The 25,683-nt window shown below is 57.7% G+C and carries 24 protein-coding genes; 9 read left to right on the top strand and 15 right to left on the bottom strand.

Going from position 1 to position 25,683, the window contains the following annotated elements; all coding sequences use genetic code 11:
* The first annotated feature begins 583 nt into the window (after positions 1 to 583).
* Together FIU93_RS24540 and FIU93_RS24535 are read left to right on the top strand one after the other, a co-directional pair.
* Complete coding sequence (locus FIU93_RS24540; RefSeq protein WP_077290282.1) at positions 584 to 1,744, top strand: porin; 1,161 nt, start codon at positions 584 to 586, stop codon at positions 1,742 to 1,744.
* Between the two features lie 438 nt (positions 1,745 to 2,182).
* Positions 2,183 to 3,343 carry a porin gene (locus tag FIU93_RS24535; RefSeq protein ID WP_077290282.1) on the top strand — a complete coding sequence of 387 codons (1,161 nt, stop codon included), beginning with the start codon at positions 2,183 to 2,185 and terminating at the stop codon, positions 3,341 to 3,343.
* A gap of 199 nt (positions 3,344 to 3,542) precedes the next feature.
* Here FIU93_RS24535 and FIU93_RS24530 read toward each other — a convergent pair whose 3' ends face one another.
* Positions 3,543 to 4,472 carry an alpha/beta hydrolase gene (locus FIU93_RS24530; RefSeq protein ID WP_152507033.1) on the bottom strand — a complete coding sequence of 310 codons (930 nt, stop codon included), beginning with the start codon at positions 4,470 to 4,472 and terminating at the stop codon, positions 3,543 to 3,545.
* Between the two features lie 279 nt (positions 4,473 to 4,751).
* On the opposite strand from FIU93_RS24530, the gene dapA reads away from it, so the two are divergent.
* Together dapA and smpB are read left to right on the top strand one after the other, a co-directional pair.
* Positions 4,752 to 5,630 carry a 4-hydroxy-tetrahydrodipicolinate synthase gene (dapA, locus tag FIU93_RS24525; protein ID WP_023003772.1) on the top strand — a complete coding sequence of 293 codons (879 nt, stop codon included), beginning with the start codon at positions 4,752 to 4,754 and terminating at the stop codon, positions 5,628 to 5,630.
* A 104-nt stretch (positions 5,631 to 5,734) separates the two neighbouring features.
* Positions 5,735 to 6,214, top strand: a complete 480-nt coding sequence (gene smpB / locus FIU93_RS24520) for an SsrA-binding protein SmpB (RefSeq protein WP_023003773.1) — start codon at positions 5,735 to 5,737, stop codon at positions 6,212 to 6,214.
* A 187-nt stretch (positions 6,215 to 6,401) separates the two neighbouring features.
* On the opposite strand, the gene FIU93_RS24515 is transcribed toward smpB, so the two are convergent.
* From FIU93_RS24515 to FIU93_RS24505, 3 genes are all read right to left on the bottom strand, one after another.
* Positions 6,402 to 6,860: a thioesterase family protein gene (locus FIU93_RS24515; RefSeq protein ID WP_173017402.1), complete on the bottom strand. Its 459-nt coding sequence runs from the start codon at positions 6,858 to 6,860 to the stop codon at positions 6,402 to 6,404.
* Complete coding sequence (locus tag FIU93_RS24510; RefSeq protein WP_152507032.1) at positions 6,857 to 8,020, bottom strand: iron-containing alcohol dehydrogenase; 1,164 nt, start codon at positions 8,018 to 8,020, stop codon at positions 6,857 to 6,859. Before FIU93_RS24510 ends, FIU93_RS24515 begins: the two co-directional genes overlap by 4 nt.
* Before the next feature lie 128 nt (positions 8,021 to 8,148).
* A complete protein-coding gene (locus FIU93_RS24505; protein WP_023003776.1) occupies positions 8,149 to 8,556 on the bottom strand; it encodes a DUF2000 family protein in 408 nt (135 codons plus the stop codon).
* Here FIU93_RS24505 and FIU93_RS24500 point away from each other — a divergent pair.
* Entirely contained in the window at positions 8,555 to 9,463 is a 909-nt protein-coding gene (locus FIU93_RS24500; protein ID WP_152507031.1) for an AraC family transcriptional regulator, read from the top strand. The genes FIU93_RS24505 and FIU93_RS24500 overlap by 2 nt on opposite strands.
* A 30-nt stretch (positions 9,464 to 9,493) precedes the next feature.
* Here FIU93_RS24500 and parC read toward each other — a convergent pair whose 3' ends face one another.
* Positions 9,494 to 11,746: a DNA topoisomerase IV subunit A gene (parC, locus tag FIU93_RS24495; protein ID WP_055653428.1), complete on the bottom strand. Its 2,253-nt coding sequence runs from the start codon at positions 11,744 to 11,746 to the stop codon at positions 9,494 to 9,496.
* A 322-nt stretch (positions 11,747 to 12,068) separates the two neighbouring features.
* Between parC and FIU93_RS24490 the strand changes: the two genes are divergently transcribed.
* Both FIU93_RS24490 and lepB (FIU93_RS24485) read left to right on the top strand, forming a co-directional pair.
* On the top strand, positions 12,069 to 14,084 hold the full coding sequence (locus tag FIU93_RS24490; RefSeq protein ID WP_173017401.1) for an EAL domain-containing protein: 2,016 nt from the start codon (positions 12,069 to 12,071) through the stop codon (positions 14,082 to 14,084).
* 124 nt (positions 14,085 to 14,208) lie between these two features.
* Entirely contained in the window at positions 14,209 to 14,883 is a 675-nt protein-coding gene (lepB, locus tag FIU93_RS24485; RefSeq protein ID WP_055653432.1) for a signal peptidase I, read from the top strand.
* Between the two features lie 17 nt (positions 14,884 to 14,900).
* Here lepB (FIU93_RS24485) and recO read toward each other — a convergent pair whose 3' ends face one another.
* The 9 genes from recO to rpoZ all read right to left on the bottom strand — a co-directional run bounded on the left by recO (position 14,901) and on the right by rpoZ (position 22,941).
* Positions 14,901 to 15,656, bottom strand: a complete 756-nt coding sequence (recO, locus tag FIU93_RS24480; protein ID WP_055653434.1) for a DNA repair protein RecO — start codon at positions 15,654 to 15,656, stop codon at positions 14,901 to 14,903.
* A 59-nt stretch (positions 15,657 to 15,715) separates the two neighbouring features.
* The gene (gene era, locus FIU93_RS24475) at positions 15,716 to 16,642 is read right to left on the bottom strand and encodes a GTPase Era (protein WP_173017448.1); all 927 of its coding nucleotides are present in this window, start codon (positions 16,640 to 16,642) and stop codon (positions 15,716 to 15,718) included.
* A gap of 87 nt (positions 16,643 to 16,729) precedes the next feature.
* Entirely contained in the window at positions 16,730 to 17,440 is a 711-nt protein-coding gene (gene rnc / locus FIU93_RS24470) for a ribonuclease III (protein ID WP_023003783.1), read from the bottom strand.
* A gap of 36 nt (positions 17,441 to 17,476) precedes the next feature.
* The gene (gene lepB, locus FIU93_RS24465; RefSeq protein WP_023003784.1) at positions 17,477 to 18,229 is read right to left on the bottom strand and encodes a signal peptidase I; all 753 of its coding nucleotides are present in this window, start codon (positions 18,227 to 18,229) and stop codon (positions 17,477 to 17,479) included.
* 115 nt (positions 18,230 to 18,344) lie between these two features.
* The gene (acpS, locus tag FIU93_RS24460; protein ID WP_023003785.1) at positions 18,345 to 18,776 is read right to left on the bottom strand and encodes a holo-ACP synthase; all 432 of its coding nucleotides are present in this window, start codon (positions 18,774 to 18,776) and stop codon (positions 18,345 to 18,347) included.
* Positions 18,777 to 18,848: 72 nt separating this feature from the next.
* Positions 18,849 to 19,463, bottom strand: coding sequence for a DUF2062 domain-containing protein (locus FIU93_RS24455; protein WP_031270631.1), 615 nt, complete (start codon positions 19,461 to 19,463; stop codon positions 18,849 to 18,851).
* A 30-nt stretch (positions 19,464 to 19,493) separates the two neighbouring features.
* A complete protein-coding gene (gene pyrE / locus FIU93_RS24450) occupies positions 19,494 to 20,075 on the bottom strand; it encodes an orotate phosphoribosyltransferase (protein WP_023003787.1) in 582 nt (193 codons plus the stop codon).
* Positions 20,076 to 20,184: 109 nt separating this feature from the next.
* Positions 20,185 to 22,431 carry a bifunctional (p)ppGpp synthetase/guanosine-3',5'-bis(diphosphate) 3'-pyrophosphohydrolase gene (locus FIU93_RS24445; protein WP_023003788.1) on the bottom strand — a complete coding sequence of 749 codons (2,247 nt, stop codon included), beginning with the start codon at positions 22,429 to 22,431 and terminating at the stop codon, positions 20,185 to 20,187.
* Positions 22,432 to 22,539: 108 nt separating this feature from the next.
* Positions 22,540 to 22,941, bottom strand: coding sequence for a DNA-directed RNA polymerase subunit omega (rpoZ, locus tag FIU93_RS24440; RefSeq protein ID WP_023003789.1), 402 nt, complete (start codon positions 22,939 to 22,941; stop codon positions 22,540 to 22,542).
* 400 nt (positions 22,942 to 23,341) lie between these two features.
* Between rpoZ and FIU93_RS24435 the strand changes: the two genes are divergently transcribed.
* Together FIU93_RS24435 and FIU93_RS24430 are read left to right on the top strand one after the other, a co-directional pair.
* A complete protein-coding gene (locus FIU93_RS24435; RefSeq protein WP_023003790.1) occupies positions 23,342 to 23,935 on the top strand; it encodes an NYN domain-containing protein in 594 nt (197 codons plus the stop codon).
* A gap of 14 nt (positions 23,936 to 23,949) precedes the next feature.
* Complete coding sequence (locus FIU93_RS24430; protein WP_152507028.1) at positions 23,950 to 24,609, top strand: uracil-DNA glycosylase; 660 nt, start codon at positions 23,950 to 23,952, stop codon at positions 24,607 to 24,609.
* A 255-nt stretch (positions 24,610 to 24,864) separates the two neighbouring features.
* Here the strand turns inward: FIU93_RS24430 and FIU93_RS24425 are convergent, their stop codons facing one another.
* Positions 24,865 to 25,647 (bottom strand): arginyltransferase, encoded by a 783-nt coding sequence (locus FIU93_RS24425; protein WP_023014479.1) that lies wholly within the window; start codon positions 25,645 to 25,647, stop codon positions 24,865 to 24,867.
* Positions 25,648 to 25,683 lie beyond the last annotated feature (36 nt).

Here is a 25,683-nt window from a genome sequence, read left to right as displayed (position 1 = left end):
ACCTACCTTAGCGAGGTTTTAGCGGATTTTCTCTACTCGTCTGAGTGGTGTCGTATTTTCCTTAAGGGAAGGGTGTTGAAATTCTCCATTGAGCTTGTTTTCAGGTGTTAATAAAGTATAAATTAAGAAAATATCTTAAATAAGTAAGACATTTATATTCTATTTTAGAAGTATGACCTATTTTTTGATTGAGTATTATCTTTTTAGATAGAAGTTCTTTGTTTTTCTGTGCTGTGTTTCGGAGGAGTGGGGTTGGGGTGTCTCATCGCGAAATAGTGATTTTCCCGGGATTTTCCGCGAATTTTTGTTTGATGGTTCCCTTGGGTAATGGAAAACTGGTTGCAAAACAGCATGTTGCAGAAAAAACACACAGCTGCCTGACAGTGCTGCCAGTCAGCAGTTTGGACTTGCTGTGCCAACTCGAGTTTGGTTCTTAAGCCCTGCGACGGCGAGTAATCGCCAGAAAAAATAGTTCGGACTTTTTCGACTGAATTGTTTTTGTACGAAATCGCGGGGATGGAGCCCGCCAGGTCCTTGAGGGTCAGGTTCGGTTCCAATGAAAATTGACTTTTGGAGGTCAGATATGAAACTCAAGAGCTTGATGCTCGGCGCTGCAGCTGCTGCTGCTGCCACCACCGCACAGGCAGCCGATCTTCCGGTTGCTCCGGAGCCGGTTGATTACGTTCGCGTCTGTGACGCTTACGGCGCACGCTTCTACTACATCCCGGGCACCGAAACCTGCCTCCGCGTTGGCGGCCGTGTTCGTACCCAGGTAATCGTCAACAACACGCTGGACAACGGCGCTTGGGGCAACCGTGATTCCGACGGCTACTCCTGGCTGTCTCGCGGCTACCTGTACCTGGACGCTCGCACTGCAACCGAATTCGGTACCCTGCGTGCATACGTCTCCATGTACTCCACCGTCACCAACGGTGCGAACTCTGCCAGCCTCGATAACGCCTACATCCAGTGGGGCGGCCTGACCGCAGGTCTTCTGACCTCGAACTTCGACATCTTCACCGGTCAGACCTTCATGGGTGTTGTTAGCCGTAACTGGTCCGACCAGACGGTCAACCAGATCGCTTACACTGCAGCTTTCGGCAACGGCTTCTCCGCTACGATCGCTCTGGAAGATCGTTCGCATCGTGAAGTTGGCACCTACGGCGGCACTCGTGCACCGGACCTGGTCGCTGCTCTCGGCGTTTCCCAGGGCTGGGGTTCTGCACAGCTGTCCGGTGCTCTGCACCAGGTTTACCCGGATCGTGCAAACGCACACCAGACCGGCGCAACCAACAACGGTGCTGACGATTCCCTCGGTTGGGCAATCGGCGGTGGTGTTGCTGTCAACATCCCGATGGCTTCCCCGGGTTCCAACATCTTCTTCCAGGGCTTCTACGCAGACGGCGCTCTGTCCTACATCGGCGCAGGCAGCACCGTTGGCGGCGTAGCAGTCTCCGATTACGGCCCGACCAGCGGCACCTCCACCGGCTACTCCCTGTCGGCTGGTGCTTACATCCAGGCAACTTCCACGATCGGTCTTGCTCTCGACGGTTCCTACATGGACATCGATCAGCCGAACGGCGCAACCGACCTGTCCCGTTGGGCAATCGACGGTTCCGTACAGTGGGAGCCGGTCTCTGGCTTCGTAATGGGTGCTGACGTTGGTTACGCCAACACCGACCCGGACAACGCATCTGACGTTGACGAACTCCTCTTCGGTGTTCGTATGCAGCGCACCTTCTAATCATCTGATTAGATTTCTGGCTGTGATCCTCTGAACTCCAGTCAGTCACGCGGCCCGGCAGGCTTCAATCTGCCGGGCCGTCCCCATTTTGATTCTCCGAGAATCCGCATGGGGCGAGGCCTCTAGCCTCCCGGTCAAGTGCCGGTCAAACCGGCGATTTCGCCGAGTTTCCTAACAGTTTCTAAATTTCCGATCTGATTTTGTGACATTCGCGCAACACCGGTTTTTGAAAACAGCCGCTGCGGTAGGTGCAAACCGTATTCTGTATTGAACCGGGAAATTGGATGCGTATGGTCATCCTTGCGAGCGGCTTCGAGCCGCACTGATTTGTCTGCCTCGGACGTCCAACCTCCGGTCGGTGGCAAACTCAGAAACAATTCGCGGGGACAATGGCGCTTTTCTTTGGTGCCAATTGAAATGACTGATTGGAGGTCAGATATGAAACTCAAGAGCTTGATGCTCGGCGCTGCAGCTGCTGCTGCTGCCACCACCGCACAGGCAGCCGATCTTCCGGTTGCTCCGGAGCCGGTTGATTACGTTCGCGTCTGTGACGCTTACGGCGCACGCTTCTACTACATCCCGGGCACCGAAACCTGCCTCCGCGTTGGCGGCCGTGTTCGTACCCAGGTAATCGTCAACAACACGCTGGACAACGGCGCTTGGGGCAACCGTGATTCCGACGGCTACTCCTGGCTGTCTCGCGGCTACCTGTACCTGGACGCTCGCACTGCAACCGAATTCGGTACCCTGCGTGCATACGTCTCCATGTACTCCACCGTCACCAACGGTGCGAACTCTGCCAGCCTCGATAACGCCTACATCCAGTGGGGCGGCCTGACCGCAGGTCTTCTGACCTCGAACTTCGACATCTTCACCGGTCAGACCTTCATGGGTGTTGTTAGCCGTAACTGGTCCGACCAGACGGTCAACCAGATCGCTTACACTGCAGCTTTCGGCAACGGCTTCTCCGCTACGATCGCTCTGGAAGATCGTTCGCATCGTGAAGTTGGCACCTACGGCGGCACTCGTGCACCGGACCTGGTCGCTGCTCTCGGCGTTTCCCAGGGCTGGGGTTCTGCACAGCTGTCCGGTGCTCTGCACCAGGTTTACCCGGATCGTGCAAACGCACACCAGACCGGCGCAACCAACAACGGTGCTGACGATTCCCTCGGTTGGGCAATCGGCGGTGGTGTTGCTGTCAACATCCCGATGGCTTCCCCGGGTTCCAACATCTTCTTCCAGGGCTTCTACGCAGACGGCGCTCTGTCCTACATCGGCGCAGGCAGCACCGTTGGCGGCGTAGCAGTCTCCGATTACGGCCCGACCAGCGGCACCTCCACCGGCTACTCCCTGTCGGCTGGTGCTTACATCCAGGCAACTTCCACGATCGGTCTTGCTCTCGACGGTTCCTACATGGACATCGATCAGCCGAACGGCGCAACCGACCTGTCCCGTTGGGCAATCGACGGTTCCGTACAGTGGGAGCCGGTCTCTGGCTTCGTAATGGGTGCTGACGTTGGTTACGCCAACACCGACCCGGACAACGCATCTGACGTTGACGAACTCCTCTTCGGTGTTCGTATGCAGCGCACCTTCTAATCAATCCTCACTCGAGGTTTGATGGGAAACCCGGCGGAAACGCCGGGTTTTCTTTTGTCTTGTCGGGTAAAAAGAACTGTACAATGCGACGTACAGAGTGTCGCAGCAGCTCAGCAGCTCAGCAGCTCAGCAGCTCAGCAGCTCAGCAGCTCAGCAGCTCAGAAGAGCTAAGCGGAACAAGGCCAGGTGGCCGCCAGATTCAAACGCTTTTCAGAAAATCCGAAATCGTCTTGTGCGTCTCGCCATCCCACAGAACAGGGGCATGTCCTTGGCCGGGAATGGTTTTTGCTGTGGCGTTCGGGTGGTTGTCCGTCATCCGCCGACATGTTTCCGGGCTCAGCAGATCCGAATGTTCGCCGCGAAGCACCAGAACCGGTCTATCGGTCAGCTTTTCGTAAAGAGGCCAGAGGTCGGGTGTGGGCGTGGCATCATCGAGACTTGCCAATTGATGGGCGAGGGCGGGGTCGTAGTCCATCATCACATGTCCGTCCTGCTCGCTCGAAAGCTGGCCGGCCAGCTTGAGCCAGTCAGCCTTTCCGAAGGCAGGGAATTGATATCCGAGCGTGTGTTCCAGGTTGGCTGCGACGTCTTCATGGGAGGCGCATTTCATGTGGTGGCCGAGTGTTGCGGCGATCCGGTGGATCGCGCGCATCTCGATATGCGGACCAATGTCATTGAAGATCACGGCCGCCATTCGGGATGCGGGATAACGCAAGCCCATTGCCAGGGCATGCAAGCCACCCCGTGAAGTTCCAAGAACGGCAAAACGGTCCAGTCCAAGTTCTGCAATGGCAGCATCGATGTCCTTGTCTTCAACGGTCAAGGCGTAATTGCGCCAATCGGGATCCCAGTCGCTCTTGCCTCGTCCCCTATAGTCGAGGGCGATGACCCTGTGGCCGCAAGTTTGAAGGAAACGCGCGATCTCATTGAAATCTCGCGTATTTCTGGAAAGCCCCGGCAGGCAGAGAACGGGAATAGGCGACGCTGCCTCGTCTGATGCCGGTTTGGCAGACGGCCACTCGCAGCCTGACAAGGTAAGGCCATCCGGGCTCTTCCAGGTAAAGTCTACTACTGGGGGCATCGGGGCGGTGCTGGAGCTGACAAGCGCTTCTTGCGGCGCAGAAGTCATGGGTGTCTCCCGTAACGTTTCCATCCAAAAGTTGTTTTTTTCAAAGATAGAGTGGATTGCGGGCGGGTGCCAATAGGAAGACTTCGTATCAGGCATTGAAAAGATGAGGTCAGGTGTCGCTGGAAGAGCGCAGTTAAGGCAAGAAAAGTCGAAAAGCAGCAGTTCTATAGCATTGGAACCATTGCTCCTTGTTCGGCAGATGAGTATGTTGCGCCTCCATCTGAAACAGATGCCCTTCCGCCCGTCGGAACCACGACAGTCATCCAAGAGGAAACCGAGATGTTTAAAGGTTCAATTCCAGCGCTGATTACCCCGTTTAAGGACGGAGCGCTCGATGAGAAACGGTTTCAGGAGTTCGTGGACTGGCAGATCGCTGAAGGTTCCTCCGGTCTCGTGCCAGTGGGCACGACCGGCGAAAGCCCGACGCTGACCCATGATGAACACAAGCGCGTTGTCGAACTGTGTGTAGAAGCGGCCGCGGGCCGCGTTCCCGTCATGGCGGGCGCAGGTTCCAACAATACGATCGAAGCAATCGACTTCGCGCAACACGCCGAAAAGGCCGGCGCCAATGCGCTGCTGGTCGTGACGCCTTACTACAACAAGCCGAACCAGGCTGGCATGAAGGCCCATTTCAAGGCCGTCAACGATGCCGTCGGCATCCCGATCTTCATCTACAACATTCCAGGCCGCTCGATTGTCGACATGCTGCCGGAAACGATGGCAGAGCTGTTTGAAACCTGCGAGAACATCAAGGGCGTCAAGGATGCAACGGCTGACATGGCAAAGGCCAGCCGTCAGCGCCATCTGTGTGGACCGGATTTCGTCCAGCTGTCCGGTGAAGATATCTCCGCACTTGCCTTCAATGCTCATGGTGGTGTCGGTTGCATTTCCGTGACCGCCAACGTAGCGCCCCGGCTGTGTGCGGAATTCCAGGCTGCGACGCTTGCCGGTGATTACAAGAAGGCACTTGAGTATCAGGATCGCCTGGCACCGCTTCACCGGGCCATGTTCCTGGAGCCGAGCCCGGGCGGCGCAAAATACGCGCTTTCCCTGCTTGGCAAGGTGGACGAAGAGCTGCGGCTGCCTCTTCTGCCGGTGACGGAAGCAGCACAAGCCGAGATCCGCGCTGCAATGGCACACGCAGGGCTGATCAACTGACCGGAAAAGGAATGGCACTGGCTGCCGGGAACTGACGTTCGTCTCGATTGTTTGCCTTTTCGAGACGAACCGAACTTCAAGGCGCTGGCGCCGGAAGGAAAAAAATGGCTCCGAGAAAAGGGGGCGATCCGGGGCGGACAATCATTTCCGACAACCGGAAAGCCCGGTTCAATTTCGAAATCGAAGATACGCTGGAAGCAGGCATCGAGCTGAAGGGCACCGAGGTCAAATCGCTGCGCAACGGCAAGGCGAATATTGCAGAATCCTACGCCGCCGAACATAAGGGCGAGATCTGGATCTACAACGTCTATATTCCAGAATACCTGCAGGCCAATCGGTTCAATCACGAACCGCGCCGTCCGCGCAAACTGCTGCTGCACAAGCGCGAGATCGGCAAGTTGGCTGGTGCCGTCCAGAAGGACGGCAAGACGATTGTCCCACTCAAGCTCTATTTCAATGAGCAGGGCCGGGCAAAGCTGGAATTGGCCCTTGCCCGGGGTAAAAAGCTGCATGACAAGCGCGAGACTGAGAAGAAACGCGATTGGCAGCGCGAAAAGTCCCGCTTGATGAAGAACTTCAGCTGATTTTCGCTATCCACAGCGGCGCTGCGTGACAATTCCATGACTGCGCGTAACCTGTTGAAAGCTTGCGCATAACGTGTGGAAGAGCTGTGCAGTGCCTGTGGGTAGTGGAAACGCCCATCCCGGACTTTTCCCGTGGATTGCCTGTGAGCATTCGCAGTGTAACCGTCTCGACGAACTTGTCCGGGATCTAAGCCGTCAAACCTACCAGGATTTCCCGTTTCCAGTCGGGAATAGGGCAGGGTCTGCGTGTTTCACGGGCCACGTGGACATGGACAAAGCGGCCGTGAGCTGCTGTCGTCTGGCTTTCGCCGGCAAACAATCCAACCCTGAAAATTACAGAAGTTGAGCCAAGTTTTTCAACCTTCAGTCCTGCGGATATGATGGCGGGAAAGGTTAGTTCGGCGAAGTAATGGCAGCCGGTTTCCACCACCAGAAAGATCTCGGGGCTTTTTAGCGGGTCGAGCAGTTTCTTATCAACGTACCAGCTGTTAACAGCCGTATCGAAAAAGCTCAAATACTGAACGTTGTTGACGTGCCCGTAGATGTCCACATCCATCCACCTTGTGGGGATATGTTGAAAAGCTTTGAAATCGGACCTGTTTAAAGGTTCCGGTCTGGCCGCTTGTGGATGAGCTGTGATGTTCATAGCGCCGCCCTGTAGATTTCAAGCGCGTCCGTTTCGCCAAGCTCCCGCGGGTTGTTGACCAGCAGGCGGGTTTGCTTCATGGCGTCGCTCGCCATTTTGGGCAGATCAGTCTCGTTGATTCCGACATCGCGCAGGCGTGTTTGAAGGCCCAGTTTTGCAGCCAGGTCTGCCAGGTTATCTGCAAACAGGTCAGAGCGCGCCCTGGCATCGTTTACCTCGGCAAGTCCAGGGAAAACAATTGGCGCAATCTCGGCATAAGTTTCTGAAGCAACAGCGTTATTGAACTTCAGGACATGTGGCAGAACCAGCGCGTTGGATAGCCCGTGAGGGACGTGAAACGTGCCGCCGATGGGATAGGCAAGCGCATGAACCGCGGCCACCGGTGAATTGGCAAAGGCCATGCCGGCAAGCATGGAGCCGAGCAACATCGCGCCACGTGCGTCCCTGTCGTCCGGTGTGAACACGGCCTTTTCAATGTTGGCGCCAAGCAGCTTCAAGGCTTCAACGGCAAGCGTTCGGGAGACGGGGTTGTTGTTTACGGATTTCGAGGCGTATCCCTCGATCGCGTGGACCATGGCATCTATCCCCGTTGCCGCAGTGACCGGGCCCGGCAGGCCAAGCGTCAGCAGCGGGTCGAGGATCGCGAGATCGGGAAGAAGGAAAGGAGAAACGACGCCGCGCTTTTCCTCATCCCCGACTGTAATGATCGAGATCGGAGTGACCTCGGAGCCGGTTCCTGCTGTGGTCGGAACGAGGATCAGGGGCAGTCGTGGCCCCTTGGCGTTTCCTATGCCCCAGGCTTCGTCCAGGTCCTCGTTGCTGCCAAGCAGCAGCGCGACAAGCTTTGCAACATCCAGGGAGGAACCTCCGCCGTAGCCGATGATCGACGTTGCGCCGTGCGAGCGAGCCGCGTCCACGGCGGCATCGACCAGGGACCGCGGCGGATCGGCGATGACGTCACTGAACCGGGCGATGTCTTGCCCCGCTCCGACCAGGGATGCCTCGCAGGACGCCTGCAGGCCGAGGGAAACAATGCCGGGATCCGTTACCAGAAAGGGGCGCGGCCCCAGAAAGGAAGCCGCGTGGCTTGCCAGGTTCGCAGCTGCTCCATTTTCGAAGACGATGCGCTGACTGGTATTGAACGTGAACGCCCCTATCATAAGTCCTCCCGGGTTTTCTTTGCCCCACAGTGCCCGGAAAAGACATGCGCAGTCGAGTGAAGATTGATCCGACTTTTGAAGAAGGCGGGAGGGGGGTAATTTTCGAGGCTTGCAAAGTCTGAAGGTGTTCAGGCATGCATCTTCGCGCCTTTGGAAATTTTGTCTGCGACCTTCTTGTCCGCATGAAAGGCAATGCCGACCACTTTTGCATCATCCGGGCCAAAGCGCGAAAAGACCTCCCGGTTCGCACTGTCATGGCCCGTGGAGAACATTTCCTCGATGTAAAGACTTGCCGGAACAGAACGGTCCAACGTCCGCTTGTGGATCTTGCCGAGTGTTTCCGCGTCGGCACTCAGGACGATGATCGGCTGAACACTCATCGGGTGATAGACATTGGTCGCCGCATCGCTATAGGGTTCGCCGATTATGCCGGGCTTTGCAGCGGCAACGCCGGTTGACAAGAAAGCAGTCACATTCAGCTTCTGCCAGACAGCGAGATCTTCTCGGACAACAACGACGAACTTGGTTTCGAACATGACTTTCAACTCCACGCGGGGATTTCATCTTGAAGGCGAAAGCAAGGACCTAGCGGAGCCGAAGCCGAGTGGTCTTGAACGTTTGTGCGAAGTGGAAGCGGACAGGATCCAGGTAGCGCCACCGGAAGAGGGGATCGAGCGCATTGACGCCCGGTTTCACGGCAACGGCTTTACACCTCACCGGCACGACACCTACGCCATCGGTTTGACCCTGAGCGGCGTACAGACCTTCAGTTATCGCGGTGAGAAACGTGCTTCGCTGCCGGGGCAGGTGATCGTCATTCATCCGGACGAACTGCATGATGGTGGTGCAGGGACTGAACGCGGGCTCCGCTACCGCATGATCTACATTCCACCGGAGCTGATTTGTGAAACCCTGGCTGCCTCGGGCAACGCGCGCCTGCCGTTTATCGGCTCACCCGTCATCTCCGACGCAGGCTTCAGGAAAGATCTGGCGGACGCCCTGACCGATATCGATCACGAGATGGGGCCTTTCCGGCGCGACTGCCTGATTGCGGATCTGGCAGCTTGCCTGGCTCGTCATGCCGATGACCGCATGGCAAGTGTCTCCTCATTGAACTGGCCGTCCCTCAAGGCCTGCGCCGAGTACTTGAGAGAAGGCTGTGCAGACCGTGTAGCCATGGAGGAACTGGAGGACCTGGCGCAGATGGACAGGTTTTCCCTGTCGCGGCAGTTTCGAAAGGTCTTTGGAACGAGCCCGCACCGGTATCTCGTCATGCGGCGTCTTGAGAAGGCCAAGACCGAGCTGCATCAGGGAGCGTCACTTGCCGACGCGGCTTTTGCCAGCGGCTTTGCGGATCAAAGTCATCTGACACGTCACTTCAAGCGAACATTCGGGATGACACCCGGTCACTGGCGGCAGCTTTGCGCCGCCAGTATGGCTTAGCCCGATCGGAAAACGACCGGGGGCTTTGCCTTAAAGCTTGCTCGGCCCGAACTTGTTCGACCGCGGGAAGCCCGTGGGTGGCAGGCGACCGGCCTGACCGCGTTCGCCGCGCCAGTCCGCAAGCTCTTCCATTGTCCGGGTAAAACTGCGGCCGGAACTGTCGGTCCAGGTCAGGCCGTCTTCACCCTTGAAGACCCGAATGTCCGAGATGTTGCCGTCCCGGTAGCGCTGCAGGCGGACGCCGCGGCCGCGACCCATTTGCGGGATCTGTGCCATCGGGAATACCAGCAGTTTCCGGTTTTCACCGATGATGGCCACTTGGTCACCCGATGCCTCGACACAGATCGAGGCTTCCGCCGGAGCGCTGAGGTTGAGAACCTGCTTGCCCTTGCGCGTGTTGGCAACGACGTCGTCCTCGCTGACGACAAAACCACGCGCTTCGGTGGTTGCCAGGAGCAGGTTTCGGCCAGGTTTGTGAACGAAGGCGTTGACCACGTCCTGTGCTTCGTCCATTTCCACCATCAGACGTATCGGCTCGCCATGGCCGCGTCCGCCAGGCAGGCGGTCGGCACCAAGCGTGAAGAACTTGCCTCCGGTGGAGAACAGCAGGATCTTGTCCGTCGTCTCGGCGTGGAGTGACAGTTTCAGTTTGTCGCCTTGCTTGAACGCAACACCGGAAAGGTCCGTCTGGTGACCTTTCATCGCCCGGATCCAGCCCTTTTCGGAAATGATGACGGTGATCGGTTCCTTTTCGATCATCGCCTGCTGGATGTCGATCAGGTCCGTTTCCGGAGCTTCGGACTTGTCGGTTCGCCGCTTGCCGATTTCGGTTTCAGGGCCATAGACCTTGGAGATTTCCGCAATTTCCTTGGAGATCTTGGTCCACTGACGCGCATCGGAACCGAGCAGTTTGGTCAGGTCGTCCTTCTCGGCCGACAGCTTGTCGTGTTCCTTGCGGATTTCCATTTCTTCAAGCTTGCGCAAGGAGCGCAGGCGCATGTTGAGGATGGCTTCCGCCTGAACGTCCGACAGCTCGAAAGTCTGCATCAGTTCGGCTTTGGGTTCGTCCTCTTCGCGGATGATGCGAATGACCTCGTCCAGGTTCAGATAGGCGACGAGATAGCCTTCCAGAACTTCCAGACGGTGGTTGATCTGGCCGAGACGGTACTCGGAACGGCGGATCAGCACTTCCTTGCGGTGATCCAGCCATTCGCGCAGGACCTGTTTCAGGCCCATGACCATCGGCACCTTGCCCATGGAAAGGACGTTCATGTTCAAGGAGAACCGGTTTTCCAGGTCCGTCAGCTTGAACAGGGATTCCATGAGGATGTTTGCGTCGACATTGCGCGAACGCGGTACCAGGACGATGCGGATATCTTCGGCAGATTCATCGCGGATATCGTCAAGAAGCGGCAGCTTGCGCGCCGTCAGCAGTTCGGCAATCTTTTCGATCAGCCGCGATTTCTGCACCTGATAGGGGATCTCGGTGACGACGATCGCCCATTGCCCGCGGCCGAGATCTTCCACTTCCCAGCGGGCACGAACGCGGAAACTGCCGCGTCCGGTTTCATAGGCCTCGCGAATGGACCCCTGGTCCGACACCAGAAGACCGCCGGTCGGGAAATCCGGGCCCTTGATGTACTCCAGCAGCTCGCCGGTTTCCGCATTCGGGTTCTTGATCAGGTGTTGGCAGGCTTCACAGAGCTCGAACGCATTGTGCGGCGGAATGGAGGTCGCCATGCCAACGGCAATGCCCGACGAACCGTTGCCGAGAAGGTTCGGAAAGCCGCCCGGCAGAACGATCGGCTCCTTGTCCTCACCGTCATAGGTCTCACGGAAATCGACGGCGTTCTCGTCCAGGCCGTCCAGCAGCCGTTTGGCCGTGTCGGTCATGCGCGCTTCGGTGTAACGCATGGCAGCCGCGTTATCGCCGTCAACGTTGCCGAAGTTGCCCTGTCCGTCGATCAGCGGATAGCGCTGCGCGAAGTCCTGGGCGAGACGAACGAGGGCATCGTAGACCGCCTGGTCGCCGTGCGGGTGGTATTTACCGATCACGTCACCAACAACACGGGCACATTTCTTGAAGCCGGACCCAGGGTCCAGTTTCAAAAGGCGCATTGCGTAAAGCAGGCGCCTGTGCACGGGTTTCAAACCGTCGCGCACATCCGGCAAGGCCCGGTGCATGATGGTCGACAGTGCATAGGCCAGATAGCGCTCTTCCAGCGCATTCTTGAGATTGATGCTCTCAATGCCGCTTGGCGGCGGTGTCGTCTCTTTTCCCATACTTGCTTGCTAGCTGTTTCAGGCACGAGGTGCAATTCGCTAACTGCCTCGAATGGCCGGGAACAGCGGATTTTCAACGGATTTCACACGTCTGTGGGTGAATTTCTATCCGCCACAGGCGAAGGCAGGAGAGTACGGAAGGCGTGCGAGCAAGAAGTCCATTCAAAGAAAAACTCGAAGTAAAATATCGAAAACTGCGAAGCTTCCTTAATGTCATGTCAAGGAGAGAGCGGTATTAATCCAAGAAAGGCTGCGGATTTTACCGATGCCGGGTTAAACTTTGGAACATGCCTGAATGGGTTCAAACTGGTTGACGTCGGCCGTGACGGCTTTCAAAACGTGGGTTGCTGGTGATAGTGGCGACCCGGACGTTGCCCTTGCGCAATATCAGTTCATCCAGCGCCAGACACCGTTCCTCTACATGATGAGCCTGGCTGGCGGTTGGGGTTTGTCGGTGACGCACTGGTCGGTTGCTCCGATCGCTCTGACGCTTGTGGTGCCGCTACTCGTGACCGCCTTCGCCGTGCAGCGGATCGTGACGGTTCGCAGGCGCCAGAAAGAAACGCCGAGCCACGCTGAAATTCTTGCCTGGCAGAAGCAGGCCAAGGTCCTGGCGGTGGTTTCGCCTGCGATTTTCTCGGTCTGGGTTCTGTCGCTTTTTCCCTATGGCGGGCCATACCTGCAGGTTCAGGTGGTCTTCACGATTGCCGTCGCCAATCTGGTGCTGCTTTTCTGCCTGATCCATTTTCGCGCGGTTGCCCTCATCAACGCCTTCTGCGCCAACACCTTGTATTTTATATACTTTGCCATCGCAGGCGAGCATGTCTTCACCTATTTCGCGCTCTATGGAATAGCGGCTTCCATGGGGGCCTTCTTCATCCTGAACAACCACTATCGCGGCTTCATCAAACTGATCCGCACGGGCAGGGATCTGAAACGTCATTCCGAGGAACTGGAACACAAGCAGGATGAAACCCAGAAACTGAGTGATCTGAACTACTACATCGCGAACCACGATCACATGACCGGTCTGCCCAACCGGCGTTGCTTTCTTCTGGAACTGGACCAAAGCTTCAGGTCGGCTCGCCAGTCGGGAGAACCGCTGTCGTTATGCGTATTCGATCTGGGAGGCCTCAGGGCCATCAACAACATCTATGGGCTCAACACCGGAGATCAGATCCTTCTTGAGGTCGTGCGGCGGCTGAAATCCAAGCTCGCGCCGCAAATGTTCGTGGCCCGGATTGCCGGTGACGAGTTCGCATTATTAGCCGTTGGGGACGAAGCAGCCTTTTCGGATGTCAGCAGTTTCTTTGACGAATTGTTTGCGGAGAGTTGCCAACTGCCGGAAGCCAGCATGAAGCTGAACTATGCCGCCGGTATAGCTCATCTGGATGAAAGCGTTCTGTCACCGACGGACCTGCTGGAACACGCCGTCTACGTTCTCCAGGAAGCAAAACTCAATCGGAACGAGCCGGTTGCCGTCTTCGGACCGCGCCACAGCGAACAGATGCTGTCCCACGCCAGAGTTACCCAGGCGCTGCAGTCGGCGGACATTGAAGCCGAATTGTCGGTTGCCTTTCAACCGATCGTGGATGTGGCACACAATCGGATTACGGGTGTGGAATGTCTTGCCCGTTGGAACAGTCCGTTGCTGGGCAATGTGCCGCCAGGTGAGTTCATCCCGATTGCCGAACGTTGCGGAGTGATCAACAGGCTGACGCTGGTCTTGTTGCGCAAGGCGCTTGAAGCCGCTCGTCACTGGCCAGCCGATCTGAAGCTGTCTTTCAACCTGTCGGCAAGCAACCTGTCGTCCCGTGGTTTCGTGCAGGAGATACTCGACCTGTTGGCGAGCTTCGGATTTGAGCCAGGGCGACTGCATTGCGAAGTGACGGAAACTTCCGTGATGTGGGATTTCAAGGAAGCGAGCCGGGCGATCCTGGCCTTGAAGGAAACCGGGATCCGTCTGTCACTCGACGATTTCGGCACCGGTTATTCGAGCCTTTCCCATGTTCACAAGCTGCCCCTCGACTGCATCAAGGTCGATCGAAGTTTCGTCCACGGAATTCGGCCGGATACAGCCGGATATGGCATCGTCAAGTCGCTGTTGGCCCTCAGCCGCGACATGGGCATTGCCTGCGTTGTCGAAGGCGTTGAAACGGAAGAAGAACTGTCCGTTCTAAAAAGTCTCGGCACAAGCGAAGTGCAGGGCTACCTGTTTTCCAGGCCGCTTTCCGAAGCGGATCTTGGACGCCTGTTTGCCAAAGGCATGACCCTTTCCAGCGGCACTATGCAATCGGACGACCCTCCGGTTGCTTTGGAGGCTGCCCAGGCAGGATGAAGGCGCGTCGTCTAAATACCTTTGGTTGCAGGAAAGGATTGTAGGAATCAGCACCGTCCCTTAGACCGTCGAAAGGTTTATTCAGCCGCACTGCCAATCGTGTGGTTCCTTTGCTGGGGGGGGCATGGCTTCCAAACGCAAATCTTTTCGCTGGCTCTTGGTCGGTTTGGTAGCGCTGGTTCTGGTCGCGGTCGCGGTGTCCTGGAACGATTTTTACCTGCTGCGCCTGAAAACCTATTCCAATCTTTCAAGCAACATGCGTCCGACCCTGGAGGTCGATGAAGTTGTTCTTGCGACAAAAATCTTCCCCTCAATGGGCGAGCACTATGAGCCAGTCCGCGGAGACGTAATCGTTTTCACTATCGCCGCCAAAAGAGCGAACGATTATATGAAAAGGGTCATCGGCTTGCCTGGCGAGCGCATACGGCTTCAGGACGGCGTGGTGCTGATCAATGATGTGCCTGTTCCACGTCAGGCCCTTGCAGACTATCGCTACGAGCATCGAGACGGCTCAGAGATCTCTGCTCCGCGGTTCAGGGAAACTTTGCCAAACGGTAGAAGTTACGAAGTTCTGGATCTCGATCCGCAAGGAGAAATGGACACGACAAGAGAATATGTCGTGCCCGACGGTCATCTGTTTGTAATGGGCGACAATCGGGACAATTCGGTCGACAGTCGTTACACGGATTACATCGGATATGTACCGCTGAGTGGGGTCTCCGCTGTCGTTGAGATGATCCTTCTTCCGAAAGGCGAGGGCAGTTCGCTGTGGCAGCCGCAGCAGCCGGGTTCAAGTTAGCACGTGACCCTGAACGGTCAGAAATTCCAGGGAAATTCGGTTCGGTAACGCTTCTCAAGGGCGGAGAGTACCTGGCTTCGCGTGCCGCCGTCCCTGGTGCCATGTTCCTGCAGGTATCTGTTCAGAAAAAAGCTTGTCAGGTCGAACCCCTGGGTGACATCAGCCCAGGTCAGCTCACTACCGGCCTGCCGTTGCCCCTCAAGAAGAAAGCCGGGCAGGGGCAGCAGACGGTCATGATAGGGCGTGCCGGCTTCCCGGCAGACCGCACGGGCGGATTTCGGCGACACGTAAGCCAGGTCTTCGTTGCTGCCTGTGGCGGCGCAGGACGAAAGATCGAGACCGATGCCGAGGTCGCGCAATACCTCAAGCTCGAAACGGACCAGAAGCGCGGCTGCCGCGTCCGAAGCCTCCAGATGGTCCAGAACCACCGTTAGCGCATTGAACAGTCTCGGGTAGGCGTGGCGTTCGGGCAGGAGACGGAGCAGAAAGGCCAGATGCTGAAGCGCGGCCAGACCGAGGCTGCTGGTCATGAGGTCACCCGCCCGCAGGGTTTCCGGCTCTATGTGAAATTGACCGAGATGGTCGGAAAGGCGTGCCTTCCAGGTGAGGGTAAGCTCGTTGCCGGGCTGCAGAACAGGCCGGTGCCGCCGAGAGCGGCCACCACGGACGAGACCGAGGTGGCGGCCATGATCCAGCGTCATGGCCTCCAGAATGACATCGTTTTCGCCGTGTTTGCGGGTGGTCAGCACCACGCCGCGTCCGCTCCATTCCAAGGGCCGTTTCCCGTTTCATGTCAGGCCGGGAGTTTGGCGGATTCGGCGATCCGCGCAAATTATTTCGGAAATTCCAGTCCCATTTCCCGGTAACGCTCCGGATCGTCCGCCCAGTTCTCCCGAACCTTCACGAACAGGAACAGGTGGACGGGAGCTTCGATGATTTCCGAGAGCTCTTCGCGTGCTGCCTGTGAAATCGCCTTGATCGTCTGTCCGCGTTTGCCGAGCACGATGGACTTCTGGCTGTCCCGCTCCACGTAGATGGTCTGTTCGATCCGGGCCGACCCATCCTTGCGGGCCTGCCACTGTTCCGTCTCCACGGTGGAGATATAGGGCAGTTCCTCATGCAGGCGCTCGAACAGCTTTTCGCGGGTGATTTCGGCGGCAAGAATGCGCAGGGGCAGGTCCGACGGCTGGTCTTCCGGAAAGAGCCAGGGGCCGTCCGGAACCTTGGACGCGAAATAGTCCAGGATGGTTTCGGTGCCGTCGCCGGTCAGAGCCGAGACCATGAAGGTTTCTTCAAAAGAGACGAATTCGTTGATCTTCTGCGCCAGCTGAAGAAGTTTTTCACGCTTGGCGACATCGGTCTTGTTGAGGATCAGAACCTTCGGTGCCTGCTGGCTGGACAGGCGCTTGAGGATGTTCTCCACTTCCTCGGTCAGGCCTTTGCGGGCATCGACCAGAAGCGCGATCAGGTCGGCATCGCGCGCACCGCCCCAGGCGGTGTCGACCATGGCGCGATCGAGCCGGCGCTTGGGCTTGAAAATGCCCGGCGTGTCGATGAACACCAGCTGTGCCGCGCCGTGCATGGCCACGCCACGCACAATGGTGCGTGTTGTCTGCACCTTGTGCGTAACGATGGAGACCTTGGTGCCGACAAGCTGATTGATCAGCGTCGATTTGCCGGCGTTAGGCGCGCCTATCAGGGCAATGAAACCCGCCCTGGTATCAGCAGGCATCTCCGGCAGCGGCTCGGGCAGCGGCATGTCGAAACGGCCGGTGGGGGCCTGAAAGCCGTTGTCGTCATCTTCGTCCATCGGACCATCGTTGGTCGTGTTTTCGTTCAAGCTGTCTTATTCCTTCCAGACGCCTTCCCGGCGCAATACGGCCTCTGCCGCATTCTGTTCCGCAATCCGTTTGGAACCACCCTTGCCTTCGCCTGGCGGCAGCCCCTGAACGGTCACCGACACGGTGAAATTCGGTGCGTGGTCCGGTCCGTCCCGGCCTGTTACATCATATCGCGGTGTCGGCAGGCTCTTCGATTGTGCCCATTCCTGCAGCGTTGTCTTGGCGTCGCGCAGTGGACCCGACCAGGATAGCATACGCGGCTCCCAAAGGCGCGTAATGAAGCTTTCGGCTGCCTCAAACCCGCCGTCCAGGTAAATCGCGGCAATGACAGACTCGCAAATATCGGCGAGCAGGGCGGTTTTCTTCCGGCCCCCGGTCTGTGCTTCTGCAAGCCCGATGCGCATCGCATCGCCGACACCAAGTTCCTGGGCGATTTCCGCGCAGGTTTCGCGCTTGACCATGTGGTTGAAGCGCCGCGCCAACTCACCTTCGTCAGCCTTGGGAAAATGCTTGTGCAGCATGGAAGCTATCACGAGGCCGAGAACCCGGTCGCCAAGGAACTCCAGACGCTGATAACTGCCCGACACTGTTTCAGACGGTGCAAGGGCACTGGCATGAGTCAGCGCGACCCGCAGGAGTTCCAGGTCCTGAAACTCGTATTGCAGTGCCGTTTTCAGGGCCGAAATCGGACCTGGTTGATGCAGTTGTCTTTTCATGCAGCCTGCTTCGGCGGCGTTCCGCCAAAGCCCCGGTTAGAGTGTCCGGCCAATCCGTTCCCAGCGAACGCTCCACGGCCAGGACCAGATATGCCAGGCAGGAGTTCCGTCCTTGACGGAGAAGAACAGGATTTCGGCACGGCCCATGAAGTTTTCGAACGGAACGTAGCCGACCCTGTTCAGATAACGGCTGTCGACGGAGTTATCGCGGTTGTCGCCCATCATGAAGTAATGGCCTTCGGGCACCTTGTACTCGCGGGTGTTGTCCACCTCTCCGCGTGTCGTCAGGTCCAGGGTTTCATAAGAAACGCCGTTCGGCAGGGTTTCCCGATAGCGCGGAACCCGGCGTACGATGCCGGATGGAGACTGTTCGATGAAATCATCGATCTTTTCGCGCTTGACCGGTTCGCCATTGATATGCACCACGCCGTCGATCACCTGAATGGTATCGCCAGGCAGTCCGATCACGCGCTTGATGTAGTCCACGGACGTGTCGGTCGGAAGCTTGAAAACAGCGACGTCACCGCGTTCCGGTTCGGAAGACCAGATGCGACCGCTGAACGGGCCCAGGCCGAAAGGGAAGGAATAGCGGGAATATCCATAGCTGAATTTGGAGACGAACAGATAGTCGCCGATCAGCAAGGTATCCTTCATCGAGCCGGATGGAATGTTAAACGGCTGGAACAGGAATGTTCGCACGATCAGGGCAAGCAACAGCGCCTGGACAACAACCTTGATGGTTTCGGCGAGGCCGCTGTCCTTATCCTTCTTGTTTTCCGTCACGCTCATTTTGTCCCTTGATCAAATTTGTCCGGCGTTCTGGTCTGCATCGCCGCGTACAGCCGGACTCTTATCCGCTAGCGCCTGCCAACGCAATGAGAGGAAGGCCCTTGAGGCTGGGCTTTCAGGGGGAATCCGCCCTTGGCGGTTCGGGCCAGTCGGTCGGCCACGCCGAAATGACGACAAATGCCTGCGCAAGCGGATAATCATCCGTAATGGTCAGATCAATCGTGGTCCTGAAACCGGCAGGCGCCATTGCCTGCAATCGTTCGGCAGCGCCCCCGGTCAGCGCAATGGTGGGTTTGCCAGAAGGAAGGTTCACCACGCCCATTTCCCGCCAGGCGACCCCCATGCGAATGCCGCTGCCAAGTGCCTTCGAGCAGGCTTCCTTGGCCGCAAACCGTTTTGCATAGGATGCGGCGCGCTCGGCGCGCTTGTCAGATTTTGTCCGCTCGATTTCTGTGAAGACCCGGTTGGTAAAGCGCTCGCCGAATCTTTCGAGAGTTTTCTCGATCCGGCGGATATCGATCAGATCGCTGCCAATTCCAAGGATCATGGCCTTGCTTTCCAGGTTGCGGCGGGATGGGTTCTTGGTCCCGGTCTTAGTTGGACAGGTCGTCCACGAAAATCAAGCGCTGCCGTCTTCTTCGACAGTGTTGCCCGGGGCAGGGAACAAACGGCCATGTTTGCCGGCGCCCTTGTCGGCCAGCTTGTTTCTGCGGCGGCGCTGGTAGACCTCGACGCTCTTGTAAACGACCACATAGGAGACCGTTCCAACGATCAATCCAAGAGGAACCGCACCGATGAACATCGGTTTGAGCATTGGCCAGAGCGCGTCGAGAGATTTTTCGAAAAGACCTTGCTGAAACTGCTGGTGAACCTGATGCGGGTCCGCCTTTGGAGCGCGCCCGTGGATGATCCACTGCCCGATTTTGAAGGTGAAGGCCCAAATGAACGGGAACGTCAGTGGATTGCCGACGGACGTTCCAAGCGCTGCTGCTATCATGTTGCCGCGCACCAGGTAGGCAAGTGCGAAAGCGGTCAGGAAATGGAAGCCGACAAGAGGTGTGCAGGAGGCGAAGGCGCCCGCGGCAAAGCCAAGGGCAATCGCGTGGGGTGTCGCCGTGAGGCGCAAGACGCGCTTGCCGAAATAGCGGGTCGACCGCGCCCAGCTGTTCCGGGGCCAGACGGCAACGCGCAGTCGCTCAATCCGTGTTGGCCTATTTCTCCGGCGAAACAGCATGGTCTAAGGTTCGTTCCCGTCTTTTATCGTTCAGCTCAGTCCGCGGCTGCCAGGTTTGACAGCTGGCAAGGCGGCAAGTTCCGGCGGCAGGTTGTCAGGTTCATAGGCCGGAACCTTGTATTCTGCCAGAGCAATCACCGGAACCGAGGCGTCAGCCTCGCCGCCGGAGCGGTCGATCAGGCAGGCAACACCCAGGACTTCAGCACCAAGAGCTTTCAACGAGGTTACCGTTTCCCGACTCGATAGGCCGGTCGTGACAATATCCTCTACAACAATGACACGGGCGCCTTGCGGCATTTCGAAGCGGCGCAGCCGAAACTCCCCGTCCTCGCGCTCCACCCACATGGCGGGAACGCCAAGATGGCGGGCGGTTTCGTAGCCCGGAATAAGACCACCGAGCGCCGGCGATACGATGTAGTCGATCTGGCCCAGGCCGGAGGCGCGGATCTTGTCGGCGAGTGCCTTGCAGAGCTTTTCCGTCTTGTCCGGATACATGAACACGCGGGCCTTCTGCAGAAATACCGGGCTGCGCAGACCGGAGGTCAGAATGAAGTGACCCTCCAGAAAGGCGCCGGCCTCGCGGAATACGGCCAGAACTTCATCGCGTGTCATTATCAGATCCCCTCAAGTTCTTTGGCAGCGGCGGGTCTTCCATGGTCAAGCGGCTGTGTCACTCACCGGCAAGCCGCCTTGTCCTTATGTGCCTGCTACCGTTTGTAATCTAGCCGTTCACACGGCTGACGCTGGAAACATTAGGCTTGGTTCGCAGCTGATTTATGATCCTGTTCAGGTGTTTCAGGTCCCAGACTTCAAGATCGATGATCATCTGATGGAAGTCCGAGGCTCGCTGCATCATCTTGACGTTGTCGATGTTGCCGCTGTTTTCGCCGATCACCTGCGCGATGGTTGCCAGGGAACCAGGTTCGTTTGCAGCCGAAATGTCCAGACGTGCTGGGAATCGTTCCGGATTGTTGACGTCGATGTCCCAGCGAACGTCGACCCAGCGCTCCGTCTGGTCGTCGAATTCCTTCAGGGACGGCGATTGTATTGGATAGATGGTCAGTCCTTCGGACGGGGTCAAGATGCCGACGATACGGTCGCCGGGAACAGCACCGCCATCGGGAGCAAAAGTAACCGGGATGTCGCCGGACAGACCACGAATGGGAAGGGCAGGACCTTCTTCAGGCTCGCCACTCTCGCCGGCAGCTGCCTTGTCTGCATCCAGTTCGCCGGGCGGAATGCGGAACTTCAGTCCGTGGCCCTGTTTCAGGCCGAACCAGCCTTCTTCCAGTGGCGGGCCGGAAATGGCAACGCGCTCGTCCTGATAGTCCGGGTGAGCCGATTTCAGAACCAGTTGGGCGGAAAGATCCCCGCGTCCGACGGCAGCCAGCAAGTCGGCGACGCTGGCCTGGTGCAGGAGATCGAGGATCGCTTCCAGCAGGTCTTCCGAATAGGCTTTTTCGGCTCTGGCGAATGCGCGCTTCAGAATATGTTCGCCAAGGGCTCCATATTGCTTGCGCACGGATTCCCTGGTGGCGCGACGGATCGCGGCGCGGGCCTTGCCGGTAACGGCAATCGCTTCCCAGGCCGGTGGCGGGGTCTGCGCGGGCGAACGGATGATTTCGACCTCGTCGCCGTTATGCAGCTCGGTCACCAGCGGCATGATCTTGCCGTTGATCTTGCAGCCGACACATGTGTTGCCGATACCGGTATGAACCGCATAGGCGAAATCGATCGGCGTCGCGCCTCGGGGCAGGGCGATCAGACGGCCCTTTGGGCTGAAGCAGAAAACCTGGTCATGGAAAAGTTCCAGCTTGGTGTTTTCCAGGAATTCTTCCGGCGTGTCGCCCTGAGCCAGCAGTTCGGTCGTGCGGCGCAGCCATTCAAAGGCGCGGCAGTCTTCCGTATGCCGGGCGATATTGCGTCCGCCGAATTCCCCGTCCTTGTAAAGCGCATGTGCGGCGATACCGTATTCGGCCACCCGATCCATGGAAATGGTCCGGATCTGCAGTTCCACACGCTGGCGGGACGGTCCGACAATCGTGGTGTGGATCGACTTGTAGTCGTTCTGCTTGGGCGTGGAGATATAGTCCTTGAACCGGCCGGGAACGGTCGGCCAGGTCGTGTGAATGACACCCAGCACGCGGTAGCAGGCTTCCACGGTGCCGACAGTGACGCGGAACCCGTAGATATCGGACAGCTGCTCGAAGCCGATAGCCTTTCGCTGCATCTTGCGAAAGATGGAATAGGGGCGTTTTTCTCGGCCCTTCACGAGGGCGGCCATTCCCCGTTCGCTAAGGCGTTCGGTCAGCGTTGTCTCGATGTCCAGGATCAGATCGCGGTTGCGTTCGCGCAGATCGACCAGACGGTCGGTGATGGTTTCATAAGCTTCGGGGTTGAGCGTATGGAAGGCAATGTCTTCCAGCTCTTCGCGCATGTCGTGCATGCCCATGCGTCCGGCGAGCGGCGCATAGATTTCCATCGTTTCTTCCGCGATCCGCCCACGCTTGTGCTCCGGCATGTGGTGGAGCGTGCGCATGTTGTGCAGACGGTCAGCCAGCTTGACCAGAAGCACGCGGACGTCATCGGCAATCGCAAGCAGAAGCTTGCGGAAGTTTTCTGCCTGCTTGGCCTTCTGGGAAACCAGGTCCAGGCGCTTGATCTTTGTCAGGCCTTCGACCAGCTTGCCGATTTCCTCGCCAAACAGGGAGTCGATCTCGGCCCGGGTCGCGTCGGTGTCCTCGATCGTATCATGCAGCAAGGCAACGGCAATGGTGGCGTCGTCCAGGCGCAGGTCCGTGAGGATCGCGGCAACTTCAAGCGGATGGGAGAAATAGGGGTCGCCAGACGCACGCGTCTGGGTACCATGCTTTTGCATGGCATAGACGTAAGCCTTGTTGAGCAAGGCTTCGTCGGCGTCCGGATTGTAGCGCGTAACTCGTTCAACGAGTTCGTATTGACGCATCATGGCCGCAACCGACCCTGGCAAACGGCTGAGACATCAGCGGGACAGACAAAAATCGCCCGAAGCGCCGGGGAAACCCCGTCGCGCTTCAGACGAACTTGTGAACTCAAATCAGACGTCGTCGGTCCGCTCCGGCGGAACGAGGCCTTCGAGGCCGCGCAGAAGGTCTTCTTCCGACATGCGGTCGAATTCGACCGCGCTGTCGTCAACGTTGTTGACCTGCGTCATCTGATGCTGGTTCGAGGACGGAACCATCGGCACGGCTTCGGCCTCGGGCTCATCCACTTCCACATATTTCTGCAGCGAGTGGATCAGGTCCTCTTTCATGTCTTCCGGGCTGACGGTCTGCTCGGCAATCTCGCGCAGCGCAACAACGGGGTTCTTGTCGTTGTCACGGTCAATGGTCAGCGGCGAGCCGCTCGAGATCATGCGAGCGCGATGCGCAGCAAGCAGCACCAGCTCAAACCGGTTTTCGACCTTGTCGATGCAGTCCTCGACGGTCACGCGCGCCATTCGACGTCTCCATAGGCTTAAGGAACTTGAAGAAACAGCGTATAGTGTTCACGTTTCCAAAAAGCAACCCCTTGTCAAATTTGAGAGGAGGAGGTCAGATACCGGAACGCATAGGCAAAGAATCCGCGGTTTTTTTGCCTGATTTGGCGCACGCTACTCGCTTTTGCATTGCGGCACTCCAATATTATGGTGTAGGCCACTAGTAACGGCCCTTTTCAGAATCAGAAGGCCGTTGACAAAACAAAACGATAAGCTGTGTGACGCCACGGAATACGCGGTAAACTTACAGCAAAATATACGTCGCCTTATAGAGTGTGCGTGGAATTGGTCGCGGGAAGCCAGTTCCTTCTACGCCAAATTGCAAGAGCGACGTGTATGACTCGGAAAGGTTTCAAATAAGATGTTTGACGCTCGAGAAAAAGTTGCTTTGTTCATTGATGGAGCGAACTTGTACTCAACGGCCAAGGCAATTGGTTTTGACATCGACTACAAACGTTTGCTGAAAGAGTTCCAGGGACAGGCGTATCTCCTGCGGGCGTACTATTACACCGCACTGATCGAAGATCAGGAGTATTCCTCCATCCGTCCGCTGATCGATTGGCTTGACTATAACGGCTACAAGGTCATCACCAAACCGGTGAAGGAATTTGTCGACAGTGCCGGCCGCCGCAAGGTGAAAGGCAACATGGACATTGAACTTGCCGTCGATGCCATGGAACTGGTCGAGTCCGTTGATCACGTGGTGCTGTTCTCAGGCGACGGCGATTTCCGCTCCCTGGTTGAGGCGCTGCAGCGCAAGGGCCGCAAGGTGAGCGTTGTGTCGACCTTGAAGACCCAGCCGCCGATGATCGCTGACGACCTGCGTCGCCAGGCCGACCACTTCATCGATCTGGCCAGCCTTGCCAACAAGATCGGCCGTGATCCGTCCGAACGTCCTGCCCGTCCGCAGACCCCCGCGCAAGTCGATGAAGACGACGAGGACGACGACTACTGAGGCTTGATCGGGCAATGTCCGACTATATCGCAGACCATGGGCCAGTCGATCCCCCATCAGATTGTCCGGCCTGTCCCCGCCTTGTTGCCCTGCGTGAAGAGCTGAAAGTTGCCTATCCCGACTGGCACAACGCGCCGGTTCCGTCATTCGGAGCCGACGCGCCGCGTCTTCTGATCATCGGCCTGGCCCCGGGCATGAAAGGGGCGAACTGCACGGGCCGCCCCTTTACAGGGGACTATGCGGGAGATCTCCTCTACCAGACCATGATCGAATTCGGTTTTGCCGAAGGGACCTATAAGGCCCGGCCGGACGACGGTCTGCAGTTGAAGGATTCGATGATCACCAACGCGGTGCGCTGCCTGCCGCCGCAGAACAAGCCAACCGGCGCGGAAATCAAGACCTGCCGCCCGTATCTTTTGTCGACGCTGGATGCCAATCCGTCGATCAAGGCTGTGCTTGCTCTCGGCCGGATCGCGCATGAGACTTTTCTGTCGGCCCTGGATCAGCGTCGGGCATCTTTCGCCTTTGCCCACGGCGCACGGCACGAGCTTCCCGGAACGGGACTGACGCTTTTCGACAGTTATCACTGCTCTCGCTACAACACCAACACAGGCCGCCTCACCGAGGAAATGTTCCACTCGGTCTTCAGGCAGATCCGCTCGTTTATTCCTTAGGAACACGAAGGTTTAACGCTCTCGTCGCAGTTCGGTGATGTCGATAAAATTATCAGCCGTTTCTCGAGCGCAGCACCCCCTTCCAACCTCATCCTGAGGAGGACCGTCAGGTCCGTCTCGAAGGATGGGAACTTGCTCAAGAGTGTGTCGCCCATCCTTCGAGACAGCGCTGACGCGCTTCCTCAGGATGAGGTGTTGGGGTGGGAGCTGCCGCAATTTAGAGGAGAGGGCAGGCGTGCGCCGCCTTCCACACGGTCATTCCTCTGAGTGCGGTTCCGTTTGATAGGCCTCAGCGTCGACAACGAGCCAGCCGTTGGGGCCAAGATGTTCCTGCGGTTTGAAGCGGGCCTTGTAGGCCATCTTCTGGGAGCCGTTGACCCAATAGCCAAGATAAACGTAGGGCAGGTTCATTTTCCGGGCCCGCTCTATGTGATCCAGGATCATGTAGGTGCCGAGCGGGGTCTTGGTGTAGTCGGGGTCGTAGAAGGAATATACCATCGACAGCCCGTCCGAGAGCTGGTCGGAAAGGGCAACGCCCAACAACGGGCCTTCGCCGGCTCCGGTAATGAAGCTGTTCGGACCGCGTTGGCGATACTCCAGGACAATCGTTTCGACATGTGTGTCTTCGACCATCATTGCGTAGTCGAGGACACTCATTTCCGTCATGCCGCCGTTTTCGTGTCGGGCTTGAAGATAATCGCGGAAGAGATCGTATTGTTCGGCAGACGGGCTGGGCGGCAGACGGGCACCAACGATGTCCGATCCGGATTTCCAGACCCGCTTGAACGACTTGCTCCACTTGAAATCGTCGACACGGACGCGAACCGAGATGCAGGCCTGGCACCGTTCGCAGGCCGGGCGGTAGGCGATATTTTGACTGCGCCGGAAACCGCCCTGCGTCAGCACCTCGTTGAGGGCGGGAGCGCCATGGCCGACAAGATGGGTAAAGACCTTGCGCTCTTGTTTTCCCTCAAGATACGGGCAGGGCGCTGGCGCCGTAAGGTAGAACTGCGGATGATCTGTGGGGTGCCGTGTCACCGTTTTGTCCCGCGAAACCTTTAGATTTGTTCTCTA

Origin of the sequence: Labrenzia sp. THAF35 (assembly GCF_009363595.1) — a bacterium.
GTDB lineage: Bacteria > Pseudomonadota > Alphaproteobacteria > Rhizobiales > Stappiaceae > Roseibium > Roseibium algicola.
The sequence above is the reverse complement of the archived record's forward strand: the minus strand, read 5'-3'. Positions and strand labels throughout refer to the sequence as shown.